Origin of the sequence: Winogradskyella bathintestinalis, from assembly GCF_030407435.1 — a bacterium.
Classification (GTDB): Bacteria; Bacteroidota; Bacteroidia; order Flavobacteriales; family Flavobacteriaceae; genus Winogradskyella; species Winogradskyella bathintestinalis.
In genome coordinates this window covers 115557-141472 of sequence record NZ_JASDDK010000002.1, presented here as the reverse complement: position 1 = coordinate 141472, position 25916 = coordinate 115557, and the positions used below count along the sequence as shown (strand labels likewise).

Annotated in this window: 16 protein-coding genes; 9 read left to right on the top strand and 7 right to left on the bottom strand. The window is 33.9% G+C overall.

Annotated elements, in window-relative coordinates:
• Nucleotides 1-118: 118 nt before the first annotated feature.
• The gene (locus QMA06_RS05545; RefSeq protein ID WP_290205883.1) at nt 119-1450 is read right to left on the bottom strand and encodes an MBL fold metallo-hydrolase; all 1332 of its coding nucleotides are present in this window, start codon (nt 1448-1450) and stop codon (nt 119-121) included.
• 342 nt (nt 1451-1792) lie between these two features.
• Here QMA06_RS05545 and QMA06_RS05540 point away from each other — a divergent pair, with 342 nt between their 5' ends.
• Nucleotides 1793-2392 carry a class I SAM-dependent methyltransferase gene (locus QMA06_RS05540; RefSeq protein WP_290205882.1) on the top strand — a complete coding sequence of 200 codons (600 nt, stop codon included), beginning with the start codon at nt 1793-1795 and terminating at the stop codon, nt 2390-2392.
• Between the two features lie 136 nt (nt 2393-2528).
• Here QMA06_RS05540 and QMA06_RS05535 read toward each other — a convergent pair whose 3' ends face one another.
• Genes QMA06_RS05535 through QMA06_RS05525 form a run of 3 tightly spaced genes read right to left on the bottom strand, consistent with a single transcriptional unit; the run spans nt 2529 to nt 4304 of the window.
• The gene (locus QMA06_RS05535) at nt 2529-3332 is read right to left on the bottom strand and encodes a sulfite exporter TauE/SafE family protein (RefSeq protein ID WP_290205880.1); all 804 of its coding nucleotides are present in this window, start codon (nt 3330-3332) and stop codon (nt 2529-2531) included.
• 59 nt (nt 3333-3391) lie between these two features.
• Nucleotides 3392-4018 carry a Crp/Fnr family transcriptional regulator gene (locus QMA06_RS05530; RefSeq protein WP_290205879.1) on the bottom strand — a complete coding sequence of 209 codons (627 nt, stop codon included), beginning with the start codon at nt 4016-4018 and terminating at the stop codon, nt 3392-3394.
• Entirely contained in the window at nt 4002-4304 is a 303-nt protein-coding gene (locus QMA06_RS05525; protein ID WP_290205878.1) for a DUF983 domain-containing protein, read from the bottom strand. Before QMA06_RS05525 ends, QMA06_RS05530 begins: the two co-directional genes overlap by 17 nt.
• Before the next feature lie 495 nt (nt 4305-4799).
• Between QMA06_RS05525 and QMA06_RS05520 the strand changes: the two genes are divergently transcribed.
• The 3 genes from QMA06_RS05520 to QMA06_RS05510 all read left to right on the top strand — a co-directional run bounded on the left by QMA06_RS05520 (nt 4800) and on the right by QMA06_RS05510 (nt 7773).
• Nucleotides 4800-5645 carry a universal stress protein gene (locus QMA06_RS05520; RefSeq protein ID WP_290205877.1) on the top strand — a complete coding sequence of 282 codons (846 nt, stop codon included), beginning with the start codon at nt 4800-4802 and terminating at the stop codon, nt 5643-5645.
• Between the two features lie 39 nt (nt 5646-5684).
• Nucleotides 5685-6524, top strand: coding sequence for a universal stress protein (locus tag QMA06_RS05515; RefSeq protein ID WP_290205876.1), 840 nt, complete (start codon nt 5685-5687; stop codon nt 6522-6524).
• A 292-nt stretch (nt 6525-6816) separates the two neighbouring features.
• Nucleotides 6817-7773, top strand: coding sequence for a sterol desaturase family protein (locus QMA06_RS05510; protein WP_290205875.1), 957 nt, complete (start codon nt 6817-6819; stop codon nt 7771-7773).
• A 54-nt stretch (nt 7774-7827) separates the two neighbouring features.
• On the opposite strand, the gene QMA06_RS05505 is transcribed toward QMA06_RS05510, so the two are convergent.
• Nucleotides 7828-8745 carry a mechanosensitive ion channel family protein gene (locus QMA06_RS05505; protein WP_290205874.1) on the bottom strand — a complete coding sequence of 306 codons (918 nt, stop codon included), beginning with the start codon at nt 8743-8745 and terminating at the stop codon, nt 7828-7830.
• A 2-nt stretch (nt 8746-8747) separates the two neighbouring features.
• Nucleotides 8748-10559, bottom strand: a complete 1812-nt coding sequence (locus tag QMA06_RS05500; RefSeq protein ID WP_290205873.1) for an SLC13 family permease — start codon at nt 10557-10559, stop codon at nt 8748-8750.
• 290 nt (nt 10560-10849) lie between these two features.
• Between QMA06_RS05500 and QMA06_RS05495 the strand changes: the two genes are divergently transcribed.
• Complete coding sequence (locus tag QMA06_RS05495; protein ID WP_290205872.1) at nt 10850-11707, top strand: phospholipase A; 858 nt, start codon at nt 10850-10852, stop codon at nt 11705-11707.
• Nucleotides 11708-11719: 12 nt separating this feature from the next.
• Here the strand turns inward: QMA06_RS05495 and QMA06_RS05490 are convergent, their stop codons facing one another.
• On the bottom strand, nt 11720-12718 hold the full coding sequence (locus QMA06_RS05490; RefSeq protein ID WP_290205871.1) for a metal-dependent hydrolase: 999 nt from the start codon (nt 12716-12718) through the stop codon (nt 11720-11722).
• Between the two features lie 342 nt (nt 12719-13060).
• On the opposite strand from QMA06_RS05490, the gene QMA06_RS05485 reads away from it, so the two are divergent.
• The 4 genes from QMA06_RS05485 (at nt 13061) to QMA06_RS05470 (ending at nt 25915) form a co-directional block, all read left to right on the top strand.
• Nucleotides 13061-13861 (top strand): hypothetical protein, encoded by an 801-nt coding sequence (locus QMA06_RS05485; RefSeq protein WP_290205870.1) that lies wholly within the window; start codon nt 13061-13063, stop codon nt 13859-13861.
• Nucleotides 13862-14013: 152 nt separating this feature from the next.
• Complete coding sequence (locus tag QMA06_RS05480; protein ID WP_290205869.1) at nt 14014-14862, top strand: class I SAM-dependent methyltransferase; 849 nt, start codon at nt 14014-14016, stop codon at nt 14860-14862.
• Nucleotides 14863-15175: 313 nt separating this feature from the next.
• Entirely contained in the window at nt 15176-21844 is a 6669-nt protein-coding gene (locus tag QMA06_RS05475; protein ID WP_290205868.1) for a polyketide synthase, read from the top strand.
• A 48-nt stretch (nt 21845-21892) separates the two neighbouring features.
• A complete protein-coding gene (locus QMA06_RS05470) occupies nt 21893-25915 on the top strand; it encodes a non-ribosomal peptide synthetase (RefSeq protein WP_290205867.1) in 4023 nt (1340 codons plus the stop codon).
• Nucleotide 25916: the final 1 nt, after the last annotated feature.

The following is a 25916-nucleotide window of genomic DNA, read 5'->3' as shown; positions in this document are numbered from 1 at the left end:
CAAGTAATAAAAAATTAAACCTAATTTAGTCTAACGTTGTTAACTTTAAAACCACTACATCTACTATTGCAGATATGATATTGAATCGAAAAACTCACTGGTAGAAATATTGATACCATTAGTCTGTAAAGGCTTTAACATTATCGCTTAAGTCATATACTGTGACATCTTTAATAATTTTTTCTAAAATGCTGCTACCAGCCGCACTACGATATCCGCCAGCACAATGTACTACTATGGGTTTAGTTCGTGGGATTGTTGACGCGCTTTCTCTTAAATTATTTAACGGATGTGATATAGCATTGTCAAAAAACTTTCCAGCTTCTACCTCACTTTTATTACGAATATCTACTATGGTGTATTTTTCTGGATTTTGGGTAAAATCCGATATATCTAGTTCTTTGCTTTTTATGAGATTTTCGTTTGGCAGTGTAATGACTTTGTTAAGCAGTTTTTCGTAGCCAATTTTCGCGACACGCTCTAAGATGGTATCTTTTTTTTCTTTGTCATCTATAACAAGTGTAAACGAATCTTTTGGCGTAACAATAGAGCCTAACCAGGTTTCAAAACTTGAATTTTCAGAAACCGCCTGAATATTAAAACTACCAAATAAATGTCCGTTCTTAAAGCTTTTTTCATCGCGTGTATCCACTATAAGTCCGTCAGCGGATGAATTCTCTGTAAATGGAATTTTTTCTATAGCCGATTTTACATTCCTTGCTCCAGTTTTATTGATATCGACATCAAATCCAAAATAGGCTGGAATAAAAGGTTGTCCATCAAGTAACACAGCCATAAATTCGTCCTTGGATTGTTTTTTAAAGGCCCAATTATTACGACGTTCATTTCCTAAGGTACTACTAGATTTATCACTTAAATTTTTACCACAGAGCGAACCAGCTCCATGTGCAGGGTAAATAACGACATCATCAGGGAAATTGTTAAATTTTTCTGACATGGTTTCATACATCATTGCGGCGAGTTCTTCGCGTTTGGCTTTCATGTTTCCTGCTTTTTCACGCAGATCTGGGCGACCTACATCTCCAATAAAGAGTGTATCTCCAGTGAATAGAGCAGTTTCCTTACCTTCGGTTGCAACGATGGTAATACTATCTGGTGAATGCCCTGGTGTATTAAGTGCCGTAAGTTTTACATTTCCACAGTGTACGCTATCTCCATCATCGAACGTATGATGCGCATAATCGGCTCCCAACTTCTTGCTATTATAAATGGTTGCTCCAGTTTTTTTGTAAATTTCTAAATGAGAACTTACAAAATCGGCATGTGGATGCGTTTCTATAATAATCGTGATTGTCGCGTTATTTGCTTTTGCAAATTCATAATATTGCTCCGGATTGCGTTCTGGGTCTATAACTGCCATTTCACCATTACTTACAATGGCGTAAGAATAATGGGCTAGCGGTTTGTATTCAAATTGTTTAATATGCATAATTTCTATGTTTTATATAAAAATATAAAAGATTATGGTAAAATATTGTAACCTTTGATACATACAAGTGTTTTTCGTTAATCTATATGTGGCTAAATATTAGATTTATAAGTGTTATATAACAAGTGATTTTTCAAATCTATAGTATTAATAACGACAAGGCTGTCGATTAAGGATCTACTATAATTTGGTTAGTATTAATCACATTGAAATCTATTTTTTAATATTCTTCGACACTATAATAATCATAATTCATTTCTTGTGTTTTATACTAGGTGTTAAATATTACAATGCTGAGAAGGGAAAAAATTAATGCTATTTTAGAAATAAAAATTAAATTTTATGAATTACGAAGAATCCTATAAAACTTTTGGAAATATAGACATCTATGTTATAGATCAGATTCTCAAAGAAAGATACGTAAACGGTCAGTCTATTTTAGACGCAGGTTGTGGTGGTGGACGAAACCTAAAATGGTTTTATTCTAATGACTTTGATCTATACAGTATAGATTCAGATGTTATAAGCATTGCTAATGCCAAACAACTCTACCCAAAGGCGGCAAGTAATTTTACGGTAGGCCATTTGGATAATTTACCGTACAACCAAGCGCGTTTTGATCATATAATTTGTTGTGCTGTTTTGCATTTTGCAGAAAGTGAAATGCATTTTAAAACTATGTTTACAGAATTGGTTAGAGTGTTAAAACCTCGAGGTACGTTACTCATAAGGATGGCATCAAATATTGGATTGGATGGAAATGCGCCAGAAATCACTAACAAGGAAAACGGAAAAAAAGGAACCTATTATCTTACACGTGAGCGAATAACCAGCCTATTATTAGAATTTGAATTAAAACTTTTAGAACCTGTAAAAACTACAAATGTGCAAGATGAGCGAGCTATGACCACCTTGGTGTTTCAAAAATTAATTCTATCATAAGCGCAATTATAATATATTAAAAAAGTAAATCTAATTATTACTAAACGGATGAATAATTGTAAAATCTTCAATTTTCTGAAATATAAGGTAAAATGTTTACCTTAGAATAATTCAAGAAAACAGTCTTTAAGATAAATTATATGTCGAATAGTTCTTTAACTATGATATAGATCCCCATTACTAAAACAAACCAACCAAATATCTTTTTAAGTTTTTTATCATTGATAAATTTATTGAGCCAAATTCCAATAAATATTCCTAAAATAGAAACTAACGTGAAGGGAAGAAGAAATGCCCAGTCGATATCAAGGTTTTGGACGTCTCCCAAAAATCCTATTAACGATTTAATGGCAATAATTAATAACGATGTGGCCACCGCTTTTTTCATTGGCAAATTAGCAAACAATACTAATGCCGGAATGATTAAAAAGCCACCACCAGCTCCAACGATACCAGTTATTATTCCAACGACTAATCCTTCAATTGTAATAAGTGGATAATTATATTTTATTTCTGAATTTTTATGAGAATCCTTAGCCTTGTTTCGTATCATTGATATTGAAGCTAAGAGCATTATAATGGCAAAAAACAGCATAATAGATAGATTCTTAGTAATCATAAAATCACCAATTTGAAACAGATTTTCAGGAATTGCTGGGATTAAGAAAGCCCTTGTTACATATACTGCGATAAATGCGGGGATGGAAAATATGATAGCGGTTTTAATATCTACCATGCCTTTCATAATATTTCTTATGGCACCTACAGCAGAGGTGGTACCTACAACAAATAACGAATAAGCTGTACCTATTATAGGGCTGAGCGAAAGCGCATATACCAAAATTGGTACGGTAAGAATAGAGCCACCTCCACCAATTAAACCTAAAATGAGCCCTATAAAGAGCGCACCAACATAACCAAATACCTCAATTATTTCCATTTGCTTTTTAACTATAGATCAAATGTATAAAGTCTACAAATTAAATTTGGTAACAGATGTTACATGATCTCAATAAAACTGCGATGAAGACTAATTTTATCGTCGTATTCCATTTTTTTCAGAAGTCTAGAAACCACTACACGGCTTGTATGAAGGTCATTTGCGATTTCTTTATGTGTGATATAAATGAATCTACTATTTAAAATTTCTTTTTTATCATGAAGATATTTTTCCAAGCGTTCACCCATATTATGAAAGGCGATGTTATCGACACTTTCTAATAGTTCCATCATCCGTGCATGGTAACTCGAAAAAACAAAGTCGCGCCAGGTTTTGTACTTTCTAGACCAAACTTCCATTAATTCTACCGGAATCATAAGAAGCTTAACTTCGGTCTCGGTTACCGCATGTATTTCGCTAATAGTGTTACCAATACAGCAACTCATAGTCATGGCGCAAGTGTCACCTTTTTCAAGATGATATAGCAAAAGCTCTTCACCATCTCCATCAGGCCGCATTATTTTAATGCTTCCAGATAGTAATAAAGGCATGGCTTTTATATATTGACCAGGTCTTATTAGGTCTTGTCCTTCTGGCAATTCAACTAAAGTAGCCACCTGATTTATTTCTTCAATAAGGGCAGGTTCAAATTGCGAGCCATATTCTGTTCTAAGCGCTTCCGTCATTGCTTGCTTTTTTTGCAATCTCAGGATTGTATTTTAAAAAGAAATGAGCCCAAATGGATTTTGATACTGCACCGATGTAAGGCATAGTAATCAATAAGGCAAAAATAATAGTTAATAATAAACCTGTAGGTCCAAATTCAAAACCAAGAAGGAGTGTAAGTACATATGCTGCAACAGCCACCGCAATACCAACACCATAAGAAACATACATTGAACCTGTATAAAAACTGGGTTCAATATGATAATTTAATTTGCATTTTGGACAATGATCCTTCACTTTATTCATTTTTAAAAATTTATAAGGGTGAGCTTCTAGAAATTGGCCTTGGCGACATTGTGGGCATTTAAGAAATAGGATACTATATAATTTTGTTCTTTTCAACCTGGTTTAATTTTTATTCAAAAATATAGAGAATAAAATTGATTATGAGTAACTGATGTTACATTTTTTGTTTTTATGAAATATTAATTTGAATTTTTAGCATTCCGCTAAAAAAAGTAACCATGAGCTATAGGTCTTTTGGTTTATTAACGCAATTTGAAACGGCTGACATTTATCATTGTTTCTCAATGATCAACTTTTTAATTTTACAGTTAATAGAAGAAATTAACGGCATGCTGTCCGTGACTTTTTATGATTTTTAAAGATTAACAACCAAAATTAAGTTGATGAAGAATGCCTATTAGTAAAACTACATAATTATATGCTGAAGATGAAATGTTAACCATCTAAGTGCAACATAGACAAAATACTCTTAAATTTTTTAATACTGAATATATTATGAAACAGATACTTTTACCTACTGATTTTTCGGAAAATTCTTGGAACGCTATTTCTTATGCCTTACAATTGTTTCAAGAAGAGCGCTGTATGTTTCATATATTAAATACTTACACACCGCCAATATATAATTTGGAATATGTTATTGGATATCCAGAACAATTTGGACTCGTAGATACTGTGAGAGATACTTCGCGGCAGCAACTTCATAAGCTAGTTAACAGAATAGCTACAGATTTTACAAATAATAGTAAACATGAATTTAAAACCTATTCAAAATTTAATACCGTAGTGTCTGGAATCGGTGCCTTTGTCGATTCGCATAAAATTGATGTGATAGTCATGGGAACGAAAGGTGCTACAGGAGCAAAGGAACTATTATTCGGCTCTAATACGGTGCATGTTTTTCAGGAAATAAAACGCCCTATTTTGGCAATACCATCTGGCTTTACTTTTAAGGCACCATTAAAAATGTTATTCCCTAACGATTTAGAGCTTTTATATAAGGAAGCAAGTTTAAAAATCCTTTTAGATATTGCTAATGCCCATGCCACCACACTGAATATGATGCATGTATCAACAGGTCATGAGCTTTCTGAAAAACAAATCATGAATTTAGAGAAAATAGAGTCCATATTTAAGCACGCGCCTTTTTTATTTCACCATTTAAATAATGAAGATATAACAGTCGCGATTCAACAATTTCAAAAGAAGCATAACATCAATTTTTTGGTGATGATAAACAATAAACATTCATTTTTTGAAAATCTTTTCTTTCAAAATACGGTAAATCAAATTGGGTTTCATTTAGAAACACCATTTTTAGTATTGCCTTCGGAATTATGAATTTATAGCTTTCTAAAATCACAATTAAGAACACTAACAATGAAAAAAAATATTCTAATACCAACAGATTTTTCGGTTAACGCCACAAGCGCAATGGACTATGCATTAAAATTATATGCCAATGAAAATTGCAACTTTTATTTCTTGCATTCATGGTCTTTTTCAGAATCAAGTACTAGAACCTATATAACTACGGATTATATAGATCAGTTAAAAGTAGATTCTATAAACGCATTAAACGCATTAAAAGACCGAGTTGAAAATACGAATAGTAACACCGAGCATTCCTTTGAAATTGTTCATAGTGCCGAACGCTTAACGGATGCTATCGATACAGCAATAAAGTCTTTTAATATCGATTTAATAATTATGGGGACCAAAGGGGCTACGGGAGCAAAAGAAATTTTCTTAGGTAGCAATACGGTTAAAGTTATTCAGAAGAATAAGCAATGTCCTGTATTGATTGTGCCAGATGGTTTCATTTATAAAAAACCGAAACAAATTGCATTTCCAACCGATTATAAACGGTTTTATGGTGAAGAAATCATTGAATTAAAGCGGTTATCTGAGCTTAATGAGTCTACAATTGAAATTCTGCATATCACAGAGGAAGAAGAATTAACCGAATTACAAGACTATAACTATACCATGTTAAAATTGTATTTGAAAGATTTGGATTATAGTTTCCACTCGATGCCAAATCTTACTAATAAAACGCTAATCATTCAAGATTTCATTGAACAACAAAAGATTGATGTTTTGGTTATGATTAATTACAAGCATAGCTTTATTGAGAATATAATTAAAGAACCGATCATTCGAAAAATAGGTTTTCAACCTACCATTCCATTTTTGGTGATTCCTTGTAGAACGCAATAAAGAGCGCCTTCTAACTTAATTCTATAAGAAATAGACGTTTTTGATTTTATGAGTGATAGAAAGAAAATGTGAATACTAATGGTATTAATTATCAAATTTTTATAAAACCTAGTTTTAAAATTCGAATATCTATTCATCACACCGTATATTTACCAGCTAACACTAATGCTATGAATTTGAAATTTTTATCAATCATTTCAATTTTTCGTTGAAATTTAGATTTATTATTTGAAGTCATATTTTTAAAAGTATTTAAAAATCAAAAGCTATCAATTTTTTAAATTAGTATTGAATGGATTTCACTAACCCATTAGTTTATGGTGTGCCTTGCTTTTTAGGTTTTATTGCCCTCGAACTGTCATATAGTAAGGTTTTTGATAATAAAAATCTTTACAAAAAGAAAGATCTTATATCTAGTTTGTCTCTTGGCGTTGGCTCTGCAATTCTTGGCGCGCTTTTAAAAACCGTTTCCGTAATGCTGGTTTTTAATTTTGCTTACGAAGTATTTAATCCTTTGGTAAATGGAGTTCGCACTAATATTATGGGCTGGCAGTCTTTTGGATACGCTTGGTATATTTGGATAATTTGTATGTTGTTAGATGACTTTGCTTATTACTGGTTTCATCGTCAAAATCACATGGTTCGGATTTTTTGGGCGGCTCACATAGTACACCATTCTTCTGACAATTTTAATTTAGGAACAGCTGTGCGCAACGGTTGGTTTACACTGTTTTATAAACCTTTATTTTATGTTTGGATAGTGATGATTGGTTTTCCGCCACCAATGCTATTATTTTGCTTGGGAATAGAGTCTTTATGGCAGTTTCAGCTTCATACGCAATATGTAAAGCATTTAGGTTTTTTTGAAAAATTTCTCAATACCCATACAATGCATCAAGTGCATCATGCTCAGAATATTGAATATATGGATAAAAACCATGGTGGTATTCTTAATGTTTTTGATAGGATATTCGGAACCTGGAAACCATTGGATAATAACATCGCTATTGAATATGGGGTTTCAACACCACCAAATTCGTATAATATATTCGTTATTCTTACGCACGAATACAAGAATATTTGGGATGATATGAAAAAATCTAGTAATTGGGGTCACAAATTTATGTACGTTTTTGGACCTCCAGGCTGGAGTCATGATGGGAGTTCACAAACCATCAAACAAATAAGAGCAGAACTGGCCAAAGTTTCTAAAAATAATATCGAGCGGTCTAAAACTCAAAAAGTTTAATTAAAATGTTTTGTAATTTTATTTCAATTTATAAGTCTTTTAGAAATAAACACATCACTCCGATTCTCGGGGTGCGTTAAAAATTTTATTCACATTACCCAACTGTTCTTTAGAAACATTAAGTGTTCGGATTGGAAACGGAATTTCGATATTGTTTTCGTTAAACAAATCGTTAATTAAGAGAATCGCTTTATCTTGAGCGGCATACATTTGGCCTTTCTTTACAAAATCGACCCAAAATCGTACTATAAAATCGATGGAGCTATTGTTGAATGTTGTAAAATAAAATTCGATACTTTCATTTTTATTTTGAGGAAATGCAGTTTTCATTTTTTCGGTAACCATTGTTTTGACGCTATGGAGATCTGTTCCATAAGCTACACCACAAGACACTGTAATTCGACCTCTGTCAATTACAGAATAGTTGACGAATGGTTCTTCAATAAATTTTGAATTTGGCATAATTACAAATTGTCCATCAGGTCTTTTAATTACTAAATTCCGCATGCTGATTTCGTGAATATAACCCCCTTGATCGTTGGTTTCTACATAATCGCCAATTTTTAAGTTCGGTAAAAATGATAGCATAACGCCCGAAAATGTATTAGATAAAGTACTTTGTAGAGCAAGACCAATAGCTAATGCTACAACTCCTGCGCCTGCTAAAATAGAAGTTAAAGCTTTGTCTAAATCAAGCACCCCCAAGGCTATAAAAAAACCTCCCATTAAAATTATAATTCTAAGTGCTTTAGCTAAAAGCCTTCTTATAGACTGGTTCTGCATGCGTTTCGTTAAAATTTTGAGTAGCAGATTACCCAAGAAATTTGCGAGAAAATAGCTAATTATCAATACAGCGATTGCGATAGCAACATTGGGCAGTTTTAGAACAATAGCATCCCACCAGCCCTCAAGCTTATCGATTAATTTTGAGACAATGTCTTGATTCTTTGAATTTTGAATTAATAGTTTCATAATTATAATTGCATTGATAATAGTAGCGTTCCAACAATCCAGAGCGTAATGGACAAAACACCACCAATGATTAGAAAATGCTTAAATTTATAGGCGCCAGTGCCATAAATTAGCGTATTTGTTTGATAGCCGACAGGTGTGAAAAAGCTAAAATTAGATCCAAACATAACCGTCAATAAAAAAGGTTTAACATCTAAGTTTAAACCACTTGCAATGGCAATGGCGATTGGCGCCATGATAATGGCCGTGGCATTATTAGATATAACTCCAGACAATAGCATTGTAATACCAAACAAAAGGCCTAGAACTATAATAGGGTTTTGATTAGCCATTAGCACTAACAAGTTGCTAGATATCCATATGTCGGCGCCGCTGTTTGTCATAGCGATGCCAAGCGGAATCATACCAGCGAGTAAAAATATAATTTGCCAATTGACTTTCTGATACACTCCTTCTAATTGAATAATATTCGTTAAAAGCATTGCAGCCACTCCCACTAAAGATGCTGACAAAATACTTAAGATACTAGTGGCGGCAAGTGCAATAACAGTAAACAATATTAAGAGCGCCAGTACTCTTTTGTAATTTGGAACATTCGGTTTAAATTCGTGTTCATTTAAAATGGCTATATTTTCAATATTATATAAATCTGATATTTTATGTTCTTGCATTTCTAATAATACGCGATCACCAGGTTTTAAATTAATATCTTTAATATTTTTTCGTAATAAACGTTCTTTCGTATTTCTTAGATTTCTACGTTTTTTTATAGCAATAGGAAACGCCCCTTGAAATGAAATACGACGTAAAGCCTTAAGTGTTTTTCCTATAAGATTAGATCCTGGTAAAATAAGAACTTCAATATAAGTCATGTCACTCTTGGGTGCTTCTACACCATCTCCAATACTTTCTTTTTGCGAATTTTGTCTTTTTTCATTGAGCACAAAACCATTTTTTTTAATTAAAGTTTGAAGGTTATCTAAATTACTCATTAATACCAAGTTGTCTTTGTCCATAAGCTTTATGTACTTGCCTGGATCGTTTATAACTTGTTTATCTCTAATAAGTTTTAAAACTTTAGTATCGTTATCATCTAAAAATTTAATAGCTCCAAAGGTTTTACCGATTAGCGGCGACTCTGATGTCACCTTAATAGTAAAAACATAAGATTCAATGTCATAATCTTTTCTTAAGTCGCTTGGTTTACTTTTTGGCAGGAACCTTGAAGCAATGGTCATTATAACTAGCCCTATAACAAAGAAAGCGATACCAAATAATGAAAATTCAAAAAAACCAAAGGCTTCAACACCATGATTTTTAGCAATGGCATTAACAATAAGATTTGTAGAGGTGCCCATTAGTGTACAACTGCCACCTAATATACCCGCAAATGAAATAGGCATTAATAAACGCGACGAAGAAAAACTGTATTTTTCAGATAGTTGCGTTATTATTTTAATGAAAATAATAACTACTGCTGTTGTACTTATAAAAGCAGAAATACCGGCGGATATAATCATAAACGCAGGTGTCAACAGAATGAGGGGTAGAATTTTTAATTTTTTTATACCATCTGAAAGCAGTTGTATAACTCCATTTTCTTCGAGTCCAACGGCTAATATCATTAATGCTAAAACCGTAATAGTTGCAGAATTAGCAAAACCACTGATGGCTTCCTCTGGTGTGGTTAATTGTAAAAGTACCAACGCCACTATAATGAAGAACGAAATTTTATCTACAGGGAATAATTCGGTAATAAATAGCAGTATGCTAATCCCGATAATAATAAAAACCAGTATAATAGGTAATTCCATAGAAGTGATAAGTGCAATCTTAAAACATCCTTAAGTTAACCATCTTTTGATAAACTGTCCGTCTGTCTCTTAATTTATTTTTAAAGATACTTGTCGCTGCTGCTAAAAACATAGCTTAATCTAAAATAATTTTAACTCATATGCACCGAAATAACAGCACCAGTTAGGCAAGAAATAGGTTTATTATGGTTTAAGGCACTTTCATTCGTATTTGAGCCAACTTTTAATTATTCAAACCTTAAATTTGCAAAACAAAATATTTTCAATCCGTTCGATTAAATAATCCTTAGATGAAACAAATCTCCTTTAATCAATCATTCATTAAATTGTTTGGTTTAATTATAACCCTCTTTGTTACAATAAGTGGGAATTCTCAAGCTTATACCCAACAAGAATTAAATGATTCTATTGCTAAGCAGCCATACTTTTCAATTCATAAAGACAATTATTTTATTACAGGTGTACCCACAAACAAAACTATAGGTAGAAATACAGCAGACGCCAAATATCAAATCAGTTTTAAACAAATATTGACTAGAAGTGAATTGCCTTGGAATACGTATTTGTTTTTAACCTATACCCAAAAGGCGTTTTGGAATATTTATGAAGAATCATTTCCTTTTAGTGATATAAATTTTAATCCTTCTATTGCTGTTGGAAAAGCTTTTTATGATAAAGACGATAAGCTAAAAGGGATTGGAACATTGGCTTTTGAACACGAATCAAACGGTCGAGATAGTATTTTTTCGCGAAGTTGGAATAGACTGAGCCTAGAATACACCACTAATATTGCGAAAAATACTATTGGTAGGTTTAAAGTCTGGGTGCCCTTTGCCTACAAAAAAGGCAATTCCGATTTATTAGAGTACACCGGTTTAGGGCAAATAAATCTGTCTCATATTGTAAAGCCAGATAAATTATTTTTTGATTTTAGATTTCGAAAAGGCTTAAACTTAGATTTTAAAGGCTCCGTACGTACACGTATTTATTTTAATCCCTTCGATAACAATATATCTAATCAATACTTAATGTTAGAATGGTTTGTAGGCCAAGCGGAAGGTTTATTAAATTATCAACAATCGCAAAGTATGGTACGTATTGGTTATGTAATAAGAACCAATGAATTTAAGTGGCTACGAGGTAAATGAGTGAAATTATAATTAATTGCCCTTAATTCGTTGCCACAAATTCGACATTAATTTTTTTCCATCACGTTGGGTTTTTTCTTCCTCAGTGAAGGTCACTTCTCCCTGTCCATCAACATTAATTAAATATTTAAACACAAAATCCTGAGAATTTGGTTCTATATTCAATAAGCCAAAGCGCAAATCATTATAATATAATTTACCGTTTATTTTATTAATTGTAAACCAACCTTCGGAAATTGCAATCATGCGTTGTACTTTTTCATTTTCAATAAGTTCTCCTAACAATTCATGATTTTTAGGATAAACTTCAAAGTTGATATCTTGTGTATCGAAAAAGGAATATGAACCTAAAAGATAATTATATTTAGTTTCAACATTAGCATTCCATAAAATCGTATTTAAAGGAGAGGGTCTGGTATCTATTTGCTCGTAAGTCTTATTTTGATTACTTAATGCCTCTTCGAATTTAGAAAACGCTAACCCTTTAAGTACAAATGTAATAGCTAAATAGGTTGTACTTAGTGTGAGGCCAATATTATTATAAATTCGTCGTTTTTTCGAAGTACGTTTATAACACATCGCTATAATTAGACATACTAAAAATGGCAGGGTGTAAAAAGGATCTACCACAAATATTGTCTTAAAAGCCAAGCGTATATCCATCGGCCAAAATAATTGAGTGCCCCAAGTAGTATGCGCATCTAAGATAGGATGTGTAAACAAAGCCAAAAAAAACAATAAAGTCCAACCTTTAAAATCTTTGTATTTTTCATATCGGGAAACTAGCCACCCAAAAAGAGGGGCAAATAACACTGAAAATACTATGGAATGCGTAAATCCGCGATGAATTGCTAATGCTGAAACCGTATCTGTAAAATGAGATGCAAATACATCTAAATCGGGAATTGTGCCTGCGATAGCGCCATACAAAATAGCCTTGTTGCCTATTTTTTTACCAAGTACAGCTTCACCAACGGCAGCTCCTAAAACGATTTGGGTTAATGAATCCATATTATGTAAAGATAATCTTTCAAATCAAAATTTTTCCAAACCAAGTCAAAATATATATATAAAATGATAATGGAAAAACTGATTATTGATCGGAATGAAAATGAGTAAGATGAAAACAAAGATTCTTATTTTTAAATTTTAAGCTGAACGCTATATTTGCGAATCAGTTATAACCACATAACTTAATTTCTAGCATTTAATAAGATAAATGTTGTCGATTTGATTTTTTTTTGAGACTTTCAGCGTTTAAATTTGATTAAAATTAAGAGGCTTGGTTATAAGCTAATTAAGCAGTGATTTTAAAATTAATGAGTGCAATTTTTGCAAAATAATAAATTAACTATGATAGATTTTTTGAAAAAATATGAAGTTTGGATATTTTTAATTCTTGCTCCTATTAGCAGTGCTATATTTGTATATATTAGTAGCTTAGGTTATTTTTCTGAATCTTTATATAATCATGGTCGATTTTTTCTACTATTAGCTATTTTGGTAGGTTTAGTAAAAGTGACCAGAGGTAATAAAGGATTGGTGGAAATGCTAAAGCCTATGCTGAATTGGAAAGTTAGTCCCACGTGGTATTTATTTTGCGCACTGTTTGCTTGTTCGTTAGCAGTACTTTTTTTAATAGCAAAAGGCCTCTTTTTAGAAGGTGACTATAATGCTTTTCTAGAAGTCAATACGGGTATATTAACCTTCAAACGATTTTTTGTAATATTAATTTGGGCTTTTGTAGGCGAAGTAGTTTGGGTGAGTTATTCCGTGCGTCAATTATCTAAGCTCACAAATCCATTTTTAGCTAGTCAAATTGTAGGTTTCTTTTGGGGATTATGGTGGGTTCCTCTTATGTATTTTGGCATAGGTGTCATTCACGATGTGCCTACTTGGCCTTTACTAATTCACATGATGGGCGCTGCCGGTATGTGTGCCATCGTATATGGAAAAACAAAAAGTGGCATTTGTGTATTATTATTACAGTTTGGGTTAAATTCAACGGGATTACTCTTACCAGTATCTCCTAGAACAGGAGGTGTTGATACGTATACGGCATTTGCAGTCCTATATTTCTTAACAATGCTGGTCTTTATGTACTTTATGAATCCAGTAAAAGAATTTCAGGTTAAGGAAAGCTATACGGCTTAAATTATTTGCGGTACGTATTTTAAATGTCAGAACTTTCATATTTACTTATGTGTATTTTGCTGGGTTTTTAACATTATAATGTAATAATTCTGAAAATTTTATAATTGAATATTAAGAGCATTGTATTCTAACTATTTTTAAAATTTGCAAAGATGAAAAAAAGGGTAAAATTTATAGTTTTAAATCTGTTAACTAATACAGTCGGTAGGGCAATGGTATTGTTGCATCCAAAGAAAACTGCAGAGTGGACGGAAGCTGGTATAACCTTAATATTGAATGAAGATCTGAGTTTTACAGAGCGTTTAATGCGTAACGCAATATTAAGCAAAGTCGAAAAACAATCGGATTATAATACTCTGGCGGATTTACACAAAAATTACTGGGTAAACCAAGGAGCTGATTTTTTTGCAGCTACGGATGATAGTTTTGAAACCAGCTTTTTGCCTGATTGTTCATTTATATTCGATCTTCTCAAAAAGGAATTAAAAAATCAACCTCAAGAATTCAAAACCTTGGTGGAAATCGGAACGGGGAATGGAAAAGTTTTGGAGTATTTAAGTTCTGAATTTTCTAAAATTGACCGTTTTGTGGGTATTGACCTTAGTCCATCTCAGATGAAAAAAAATAGTGAAGACTATAAAATGAATCCTAAGCTAGAATTTGTAGCAGCAGACGGTTTTGACTGGGTTAAAGAGCATGGTCAAAGTCATACCATATTTGTTACATCTAGAGGTGTTCTGGAGTATTTTACAGAAGAGCGATTACAGGCGTTCTTAAATGAAGTAAGTAATTTAGGAAAAACTATGTTTGTTGCTATTGAGCCTAATGCCATCGGACATAACGTTGTAACACATCCAGAGTCGCAACCTTATGGTCACGAACGCTCGTTTTCACACAACTATGCAAAGCTATTTAAATATGCCAATTATAGTTTATGGTATTCATCTACGGTGCCATGTCAAAAGTCGCACGACTTAACATTTATCGGTGCAAAAAATTAAAGCCAAATTGTAGGCATAGATTGGTAATTAACGCTCATACCATCAATATTTTAACTTAATTTATAATTAGTAAAATTATTATCTCAAACATTAGGGTTAAACGTTTTTTTGATTAAATTCGTATGACCTTTAGCTTAAACGAATTAAAATGCGATTTGGCTAATAATTTGTATCCAAACCGAAATTAATTTTAAGTTTATTTAACCCTTTTATAATCCCTCTAAATAATTTTTTTAACAGTAAAGAATAAGGTAATTAACTTATTCTCTACAGGTTAATGGCGATTTATTATAACAGTTAGCTATTTGTGATTATGAACCAACCAGATAAAAATCTATTAAAACAATTAGAAGAATTTAATAATACCACTATTAATTTTTCAAAAAATAAAACCATCGTTACATTATTTTTAGAGCAAGTCGGTGCAGTACCGAATGATGTAGCAGTAATATACAAAGACAGAGAACTTAGCTTTAAAGAACTTGATAATATTTCTAATCGTTTCGCAAATTATTTAATCACCAATCACAACATAAATCATGGTGATTTTGTTGGTTTAATGTTAGAGAGAAGTGAGTGGATAATTATCTCTATTTTAAGTATATTAAAAGCAGGAGCGATTTATGTTCCTATAGATATAGAATCTCCGCAATCTAGAAAAGGATTTATAAAGGACGATAGTAATTGTAAAATTACTGTTGATTCGGCTCTAATAGAGAATTTCACGACTACAAAAGAAGCGCATACCAATGAATATCCGTTAAACATTAATGCTAACCCAAATGATTTGGCTTATGTTATATACACTTCTGGTACTACAGGTAATCCAAAAGGGGTAATGATCGAACATCAGTCTGTAGTCAACTTAATCAGCTCTCAGACCAAACTTTATGGATTTGAAAATAATGAAAGGGTATTGTTATTTTCTAATTATTTTTTCGATGCCTCTGTAGAGCAGCTATTTTTAGCATTATTTAATGGTGCAGCAATCGTTATTGTTGATATTGATACGATCAAAAATTTCATGTTACCAAATTTTCTAAAAAATAATCAGATAACCCATTTAAGCGGAACCACGAGTTATATCGAAACCTTACCAGATTTGTCAGAGGTGACAAGTTTAAAAAGAATCGTAGTTGGTGGTGAAGTATGTCCAATAAATCTAGCTGAAAGAATTGATAAAATATGCGACTTTTATAATGAATATGGACCTACAGAGAATACAGTAACTTCAACGATTTACAAATTTTCTACTGCTGATGTTATAGTAGGGGCTTTGCCAATAGGTAAACCAATTTATAATACAAAAGCACATATCGTATCTGATACGTTAGAATTATTACCTGTAGGCGCTATCGGTGAATTATGTTTGTCGGGCAGTGGCTTGGCTCGTGGTTATCTAAACTTACCCGAGCTTAGTGAAGAAAAATTTATTAAAAACCCGTTCTCAGAAGGGGAATATATGTATCGCTCTGGTGATTTAGCAAAATGGCTACCAGATGGTAATATCGAATTTATAGGTAGAAAAGATGACCAAGTAAAAATTAGGGGTTATCGTGTTGAATTAGGAGAAATTGAAACCGCTATTACTAATTTACCTAATATAAGCAGAGTTACCGTCATTGCCACTGATAATTTGGGAGCGCCGCGATTAATTGCTTATATAAAGTCAACTGAGGACTTTAAAGATGATAGTATTGTAAAATATAAATTAGCAGAGTCGTTACCAGATTATATGGTACCATCCCTATTTGTTTGGATGGAAGAGTTCCCAATGACTCCAAATGGAAAAATTGACAAGAAAAAATTACCGCTCCCAGAATATCAAAGACCTCATAATGCGCCCCCTTTAAAAAAGCCCAAAACGGCTTTAGAGAAAGATATTGCTGATATATGGAGTACTCATCTATCTATTCCAGAGATTGGTATTGACGATAACTTTTTCGAAATGGGTGGCAACTCGCTCTTAACTCAAAAAGTAGCCGTTCTCATTGAAAAGCATCTCGATTTAAAACTACCAGTTACAAAGATTTATCAGTTTCCTACGATAGCAGGACTTTCAGAATTTTTAGAAATTGACCATAATAAATCCAAAGTTGATAAATCAAAAAAGAAAAGAAGAAAAAAATCAACTGGTGATATTGCGATTATAGGTATGGCGGGCCGGTTCCCTGGGGCGAATTCAATTGAAGAATTATGGAATGTTCTAGCAAGTGGAGAAGAAACCATTACGTTTTTCTCTCCCGAAGAACTAGATGAAAGTATTCCTGAAGAATTATATAAAAACCCACTTTATGTGGCGGCCAGAGGTATTGTGCCAACAGCTAAAGCTTTTGATGCGAAGTTCTTCGGACTGAATCCTAAATTGGCTAAAGCTATGGATCCGCAACAACGTCTTCTTTTAGAGATTGTATGGGAATTGTTGGAGCAATCTGGTCATTTACCAAAACATTATAATGGCAGTATTGCTGTTTACACTGGGGTAAATGCGAATAGTTATTATGTGAACAATGTGTTTCCTAATAAGGATTTAATGGCTCAGATAGGAATCATTCAAGCAAACACCGTAAACGATAAAGATTATGTAGCGTCGAGAATTGCCTATCATATGAATCTAAAAGGGCCAGCAGTTAGTGTGCATTCGGCTTGTTCTACCTCATTGTTAGCTATAGCCGAAGCGGTCGAAGCCATAAGAAGTGGTCAATGTGATGTTGCTATTGCAGGAGGATCAAGTGTAACGTCTCCCATGTACAGTGGTCATTTATACCAAGAAGGTTCTATACATAGTGCTGATGGACATTGCCGTTCTTTTGATGCAGACGCAAAAGGTACTGTATTTAGCGATGGAGCAGGAGTAGTGCTTCTTAAAAGTTTAGAGGATGCTATAAAAGATGGTGATACAATCCATGGGGTTATAAAAGGTATAGGAATTAACAACGATGGTGGAGATAAAGGAAGTTTTACGGCACCAAGTGTTGAAGGCGAGGCAGGAGCCATCAGTAATGCCCATTTAGATGCAGACATTAGAGCATCAGAAATTAGCTATGTTGAAGCGCATGGTACAGCAACTCCTTTAGGGGATCCTATAGAAGTTGAAGGTTTAAACATTGCTTTTGGTGAACAAGATTTAAACGGCTATTGCGCCATTGGTTCTATTAAGAGTAATATGGGGCACCTAACAGCTGCCGCTGGTGTAGCAGGTCTTATTAAAACGGTTTTAGCATTAAAGCATCGTCAGATTCCTCCAACTTTAGGTTTTGAAAAACCAAATCCTGCTATTGATTTTGAAAACAGTCCATTTTATGTAAATAATACATTAATCCCGTGGGACTCTGAAGGTACTAGAAAAGCAGGAGTCAGTTCCTTCGGCATTGGTGGTACCAACGTTCATATTGTAGTTGAAGAATATGTGGCAGAACAGAAAGTATCAGATGCTAGCAGACCCGTACAACTTTTACCATGGTCAGCTAAAACACCTAATAGTTTAGATGGCTATCAAACAAAATTGGGTAATTATTTAAAATCACATTCAGAAGGTTCATTGGCAGATGTTGCTCATAGCTTAACGTTTACAAGAGATGCGTTTGCGCATCGGAGTTTTGCGATAGCGGATAAATCTAAAGCAGCAAGTGAGAAACTTCTATCTAAAGACCAAAAGGCTATAAAAACCAATGCATTAAAAGTACTACCAAACGAACTAGTATTTTTATTTCCAGGTCAAGGTTCTCAATACCTTCAAATGGGAAAAGCACTTTATCACGAAGAAAACGTATTTAGAGCTGCAGTTGATCAATGTGCAGAAATTTTAAAAGCCGATTTAAAACTTGATATTAAAACCATAATTTATCCTGAAAATAATTCTGAAAACGCAGAACAAAAATTAAAAGATACTAAATTCACTCAGCCAGCATTATTTGTTATTGAATATGCCCTAGCACAGTTATGGATGAGTTGGGGAATAAAACCGACACTACTTTGCGGACATAGTATTGGAGAATTTGTCGCCGCCCATTTAGCTGGTATTTTCTCTTTAAAAGACGCTTTACATCTTATTACTGTGCGTGGTAAGCTAGTTAGTGAACTTCCAGGAGGAAGTATGTTATCTGTTCGAAAAAATGTAGAAGACATAAAAGGTTTAATTCCAGATACGCTGTCCATTGCAGCTATCAATTCAGATCGATTAACTGTGATTTCTGGTCCAGATACTGAAATTGATAGTTTTTCTAAAGTCCTGAATGACGAAGGTATAGCGAATATGCTTTTACTCACCAGTCATGCATTTCATTCTACAATGATGAATCCGGTATTGGATACCTTTGAAGACGAAGTTAAAAAAGTAACCTTAAATGTGCCGCGTGTACCAATTGTTTCCACTGTAACGGCGAAATGGTTAACTGATGCAGAAGCAACAAGTTCAACCTATTGGACAAATCATTTAAGGGCAGCTGTTAACTTTTCTGGAGCGATGGAAACGGTTTTGGCATTAGAAGATCCTGTACTGTTAGAGATAGGGCCTGGACGTGCATTAACTACATTATCAATGCAAAAGAAAGGTTTAAAGTCTGTAGCTTCCATTGCTAGTTTAACGATTCCGAAAGAAGATGAAACGGCCTATCATACCGTAATAACCGCTCTAGGAGATTTGTGGCTGCATGGCATAGATCCAGATTGGAACGCCTTTTACAAGAATCAAACCAGACAGAACGTAGAGTTACCTTCTTATGTTTTTGATCGAAAACCATGCTGGTTAGATCCGCCTGCTACGTATTCTTCAATTACTAATCTTGCCAACGTACCTATTTCTGTAAATCTTAATAATAGTACACCAATCACACCTAAATCGAATATAAATACTAAATTGATGAGAAAACCTATTCTACTCGAAAAAATAGCTGAGATCATAGAGGAAAACTCAGGAGTTGAAATTACCGCTAACCAATTTGATCAAAGTTTTTTAGAACTTGGCTTAGATTCTTTGATCTTAACACAAATGGCCATATCGTTTAAGAAGGAATTTAATGCTGAAATTACCTTTAGACAATTGAATGATGAATTTGAATCTCCAAATGTGCTGGCAGATTATTTAGATGACGTTTTGCCTAAAGAAATTTTTGCACCAGCAACTAATATTAATAATCAAGTTGAGCCATCTCAGCATGTGTCAGAACAACCTTATGTTGCACCTCAACAAACTCAAAATACAGCAAATAATCAAAATTTTGTAAGCCATTCTAATCAAAATTCGGCATTGAGCCTTATCGCTCAGCAATTACAACTATTAGGAAAACAAATAGAATTACTTCAGGGAACTAGTAATGAAGTTGCTCCAAGTCCTATGCCAAATGTAGAAGATAAGAAAGTGGTTGAAACACCTCGAGTTGTGTCTTCCAATGATGAATTATCTGAAGACGAAAAGAAAGAACACCAAAAACCATTTGGAGCAGCACCTAAGATAGATAGAAATGCCTCAGAATTAGATGGTCATAAAAAAGCATTTTTAGAGAATTTAATTGATACGTACAATAAAAAAACAGCGAAGAGTAAAGCCTATTCCCAAAAACATCGTGGTCATATGTCAGACCCAAGGGTAGTTACAGGTTTTAAACCCTTAACGAAAGAGCTTGTTTACCCTATTGTTGTGGAGCGTTCTTCAGGTAATCGACTTTGGGATTTAGATGGCAATGAGTATATCGATACATTAAATGGTTTTGGTTCTAGTTTATTTGGTTATCAGCCCGATTTTATAAAAGAAGCCATACACAATCAAGTAGAACTTGGTTTTGAAGTTGGTCCTCAGCATCCTCTCGCTGGTGAAGTTAGCGAACTATTGTGTGAATTCACAGGTCAAGATCGTGCCGCTTTGTGTAATACAGGATCCGAAGCCGTACTTGGAGCTATGCGTATTGCTAGAACGGTTACAGAACGTTCACTGATTGTAGCATTTTCGCGTTCTTATCATGGCATCAATGATGAGGTCATTGTAAGAGGCTCAAAAAAATTGAAAACCTTCCCAGCTGCTTCTGGTATCTTGCCTGAAGCCGTGCAGAATATGTTGATATTAGATTATGGTACTGATGAAAGTTTAGCAATTATTAAAGAACGCGCACACGAAATTGCCGCTGTTCTAGTTGAACCTGTTCAAAGTAGAAGACCCGATTTCAGACCTATAGAATTCTTGAAGGAAGTACGAAAAGTAACTAGAGCTTCAGATACCATTTTAATTTTTGATGAAATTATTACAGGTTTTAGAATGCATCCTGGTGGAGCACAAGCACTGTTTGGTGTTAAAGCAGACCTTGCAACATACGGAAAGGTAATTGGTGGCGGTATTTCTATTGGCGCAATAGTGGGTAATAAGCGTTGCATGGATGCTCTTGATGGAGGATTTTGGCAATATGGTGACGATTCTTTTCCTGAGGCTGGTGTGACTTATTTTGCTGGCACTTTTGTTCGTCATCCATTAGCATTAGCTTCTGCTAAAGCAACACTTCTAGAAATGAAAAAACAGGGAGCAAAACTTCAAGATGATTTAGCGGAAAAAACGGAACGTGTGGCCACTGAACTTACCGCCTACTGCAATGAGAAAAATCTTCCAATTCAAGTCCCTTATTATAGATCTTTGTGGAAATTACAAATATTGGAAGATATTCCTTATTCAGAATTGCTGTTTGTAATGATGAGACAAAAAGGCATCCATGTTTGGGATGGTTTTCCTTGCTATATGACTGCTGCATACACAGAAGACGATGTAACGCGTTTAATCAATTCTTTTATAGAATGTATTGAAAAACTCACAGCTGCGGGTATTTTTGAATCGGAAAAAAAAGATGAGGCATCAGCCAATGGAAATAAATACTTGACTAAAGAATTGAACAAACCTCCAGTATCTGGAGCAAAATTAGGTTTTGATAAATCAGGTAATCCAGCTTGGTTTGTTGAAGATGAGAAATATAATAATAACTATGTTCAAATAGATTTATAATTTAAATCAAAACTATTATTTTTCAAATTGTAAATCAGTTATACCGTAATGCAATCAACAGTAACTAACCAAAAAAGCAGTATTTCATTTAACCCATTTGCAGGACCTACTATTGAGAAAGTTATTCATACCACACAATCTCAAGCAGAAATTTGGATTGCTTGTAAATTGGGAGGCGAAGATGCAAATAAGTCTTTTAATGAATCGATATCACTGATTTTAAACGGTGACTTAAATATTTCAGCATTAGAAAATGCCGTTCAAGGTTTAGTGAAAAGACATGAAGCTTTACGCTCTGTATTTAGTCCAGATGGACGCTTTATGAGTGTTCTAAGTTTTGTACCCTTGGAGTTTAAACTTCAGGATTTATCGGAATTAACTTCTGATGAAACAAAGAAAACGGTATCAGACTATCTATTAAAAGATTCCAATTTTATTTTTGACTTGGTCAAAGGGCCATTGATTAAAGTAGGATTACTTAAAATAAATGACAAAGCGCATCAATTAATCATAACAGCCCACCATATTGTATGCGATGGTTGGTCTTTTGGTATTATGCTCGAAGAATTAGGCCAGTTATATTCCGCAGGAGTCAATAATGAATCTCCCTTACTTCCAGATGTGGATAGCTTCAGTTCTTACGCAGATGATTTGCAACTCTATTTACAAAGTGAAGCACATTCTAAGACTGAAAAATATTGGCTAGATCTCTACAAAAGCTCTATTCCAGAATTAACATTACCAACTGACTTTCAGAGACCAGAACTTCGAACGTTTAAAAGTGAGCGTTTAGATTTTACTATGGGATCTACTTTAGTGACTGCCCTCAAAAAAACAGGAGTAAAAGCAGGCTGTAGTTTAGTTACCACAATTTTATCCGCTTTTGAGATATTTTTAAGTTCAGAAACCGGACAAAATGATATTGTTTTGGGACTGCCTTCAGCGGATCAGGCAGCAAGTGGTAAAACCCAAATGATTGGGCATTGTGTAAATTTATTGCCTTTACGTAGTAAAATTGATTTAAATATTAGTTTTACGGACTATCTAAAACAACGGAAGTCACAACTTTTTGATGCCTATGAACACCAAAAATTAACGTTTGGACAATTGCTTCAAAAATTGTCTATTGCAAGAGATCCTTCGAGAGTACCTTTGGTTCCCGTAGTTTTCAATATTGATATGGGAATGACTTCTGCGGTATCATTTTTAGGCTTAAATTATAGTGTGAAAAGTAATCCAAGAGCTTACGAAACTTTTGAGCTTTTTCTAAACGCCACAGGATCGGAGGACGATTTAGTTTTAGAATGGTCTTATAATACGGCATTGTTCAAAAGCGAAACGATTGAACAAATGATGGTTTCATTTCAAAATTTATTACAACAAATTATTGAAACACCTCACGTTGAATTAAAAGAAATTTTTAAGGTTGACGATTCTGCTTATACGAGCGTTAATAACACTCATAAAACATATCCGAAATTAACATTACATCAAATAATTGCTGAACGCGCTAAAATTTCCCCAGATAAACAAGCTTTAAAATTTGAAAAATCCGAAATTAACTATCGAGATTTGGCCTTGCAAGTCAATCGGTTGGCACATTGTTTATTAGAAAAAGGTGTAAAACCATATTCAGTGGTGGCAGTCGCTTCCCCGCGTTCCATAGAGCTTGTGGTAAGTTTGTTAGCCATAGTGCAATGTGGAGCGGCCTATTTGCCATTAGACCCAAGTTATCCGAAACATAGAATTGATTTTATGCTCAATGATTCTGAGGCGAAAGTTATTATAACTTCAAAGGAAGTTTCGATTGAGTCAGAAGCAGTTTCAAACAAATTGGTGTTGGAAGATTTATTTTTCGACTTAAAAAATTATTCCTCAGACCCATTATCGACGACTGTAAACAATATAGAAACAGCTTATTTGCTTTACACATCGGGTTCAACAGGAAATCCAAAAGGAGTACAGGTAACGCATAAAAATCTTGTCAATTTTCTATTTAGCATGTTGCAAGAGCCTGGAATAGATGAAAGTGATAGGCTAGTGTCTATAACAACAATTTCTTTTGATATCGCTGGACTTGAGCTGTTTTTACCATTAATAAGTGGTGCAACATTAGTCATCGCAAATGATGATATTGCTAAAGATGGCCGATTACTTTTAGAATTTATAGAAAAAGAAAACATAACCATGTTACAGGCCACACCTACAACTTGGCAAATGTTATTAGACTCTGGATGGACAAATCCGCTGCCCATAAAAGCATTAAGTGGTGGCGAAAAACTTCCTTTGTCGCTATCAAAAGTAATAGTGTCTAAAGTAGATGAACTATGGAATATGTATGGGCCTACAGAAACCACTATTTGGTCTACTACCAAACAAATTTTAGCGGAAGATGACATCCTTACTATAGGAAAACCAATAGCCAATACGCAGGTTTATATTTTTAGTGATCAAGGTCTTTTGATGAAGCCGGGTACAATAGGTGAAATTGTTATAGGCGGAGATGGTGTGGCAAAAGGTTATTGGAAAAGAGCGGATTTAACTTCCGAGAAATTTATTTCTAATCCATTGGATTCGAAAACCAATACTAAATTGTACAGAACTGGTGATCTCGGTCGCTTATTAAGTAATGGCGAGTTCGAATGTCTAGGGCGTATGGATGACCAAGTAAAAATTAGAGGCCATCGAATAGAACTGGGTGAGATAGAAGAGGTTATTATAGGAATAGAAGACATAGAGTCTTGTGTTGTAATGATAGATGAAGAGCGCTTAAAAGCTTTTGTGACAACAGGTAATACTGTTGATTCAACTGAAAATTCAGTACAAAAGTGGAAAGTGGCCCTAAAAGAACTTTTACCACTTTATATGGTGCCTCATGAGATCAACGTTATTGATGAATTTCCTACAACTTTAAATGGCAAAATTGATCGTAAATCATTATTAAGAAATTCAAAGTTATCTTTAGAAAATGTTGGTGAAAAAACGCCACCTAGGTCTGCAACAGAACACTTAGTAGCTGAGATATGGGAGGAGTGTCTAAATGTAAAAAATATAGATGTATTTAGTAATTTCTTTGAGATAGGAGGCCATTCGTTGGTCGCCGTTCGCGTGATGGCACTTTTAGAGAAAGAGACAGGAAAGCGATTGCCATTATCAACATTAATGACGCACTCTACCATAGAGAAACTGTCGCAATTCATGGATGCTGGTAGTGAAGAAAATACTTGGAGTTCATTAGTACCCATAAAACCTGATGGAAACAAAACGCCTCTTTACGTTATTCATGGTGAGTTTTATAACGTTTTGTTTTTGAATTCGTTGGCTAAACATCTGGATGAGAACCAACCAATGTATGGTTTGCAAGCTAAAGGGCTTAATGGGGAAGATACACCTAATGACACTATAGAGGAGATGGCTGCGCATTATATTTCTGAAATTATAAAAACCAATCCAAATGGTCCTTATTCTATAGCAGGATACTCATTCGGAGGGATTATAGCTTTTGAAATGGCCAAACAATTAAAGGCTCAGGGTAAAACCGTTGAAAAATTTATCTCGTTTGATAGTTATGTCTTTCCTGTTTATTATTATCCCGATACTTTTAGAAAGAACATAATGGCCGGATATTATACGTCTGGAAAAATGATATTTGCGATATCGAAGATGTTTAGTAGTGCAGCAAAATTTAATCAAAGAATGCGATTATTTAAAGATCAATTTAAAAAGCTGTTTTTTAGTATAAAAGAAAACAATAAAGAGCAAAAGCTTGAGCGCAGAGAGTTACGGGAATTATTAGAGCTCAATATAGGAAGTAAAGCTTTGATGGAATTAAGTAAAAAGCACGATTTAGCTGCGAGACGTTATCATATAACTACAGAAGATATTAAAGTTGATTTAATGATCGCAGAAATACCTACTTTCTTTAAACATGATAAAAAGTACTACGGTTGGAACGCATTGGCTAAGCAAGGAGTAAAGCGGCATAGTGTTCCTGGTAATCATGCTACTATGTTCATAGCACCAAATGATAAAAAATTTAGTGAGGTGCTGCAACAAATTTTAGATTATTAGA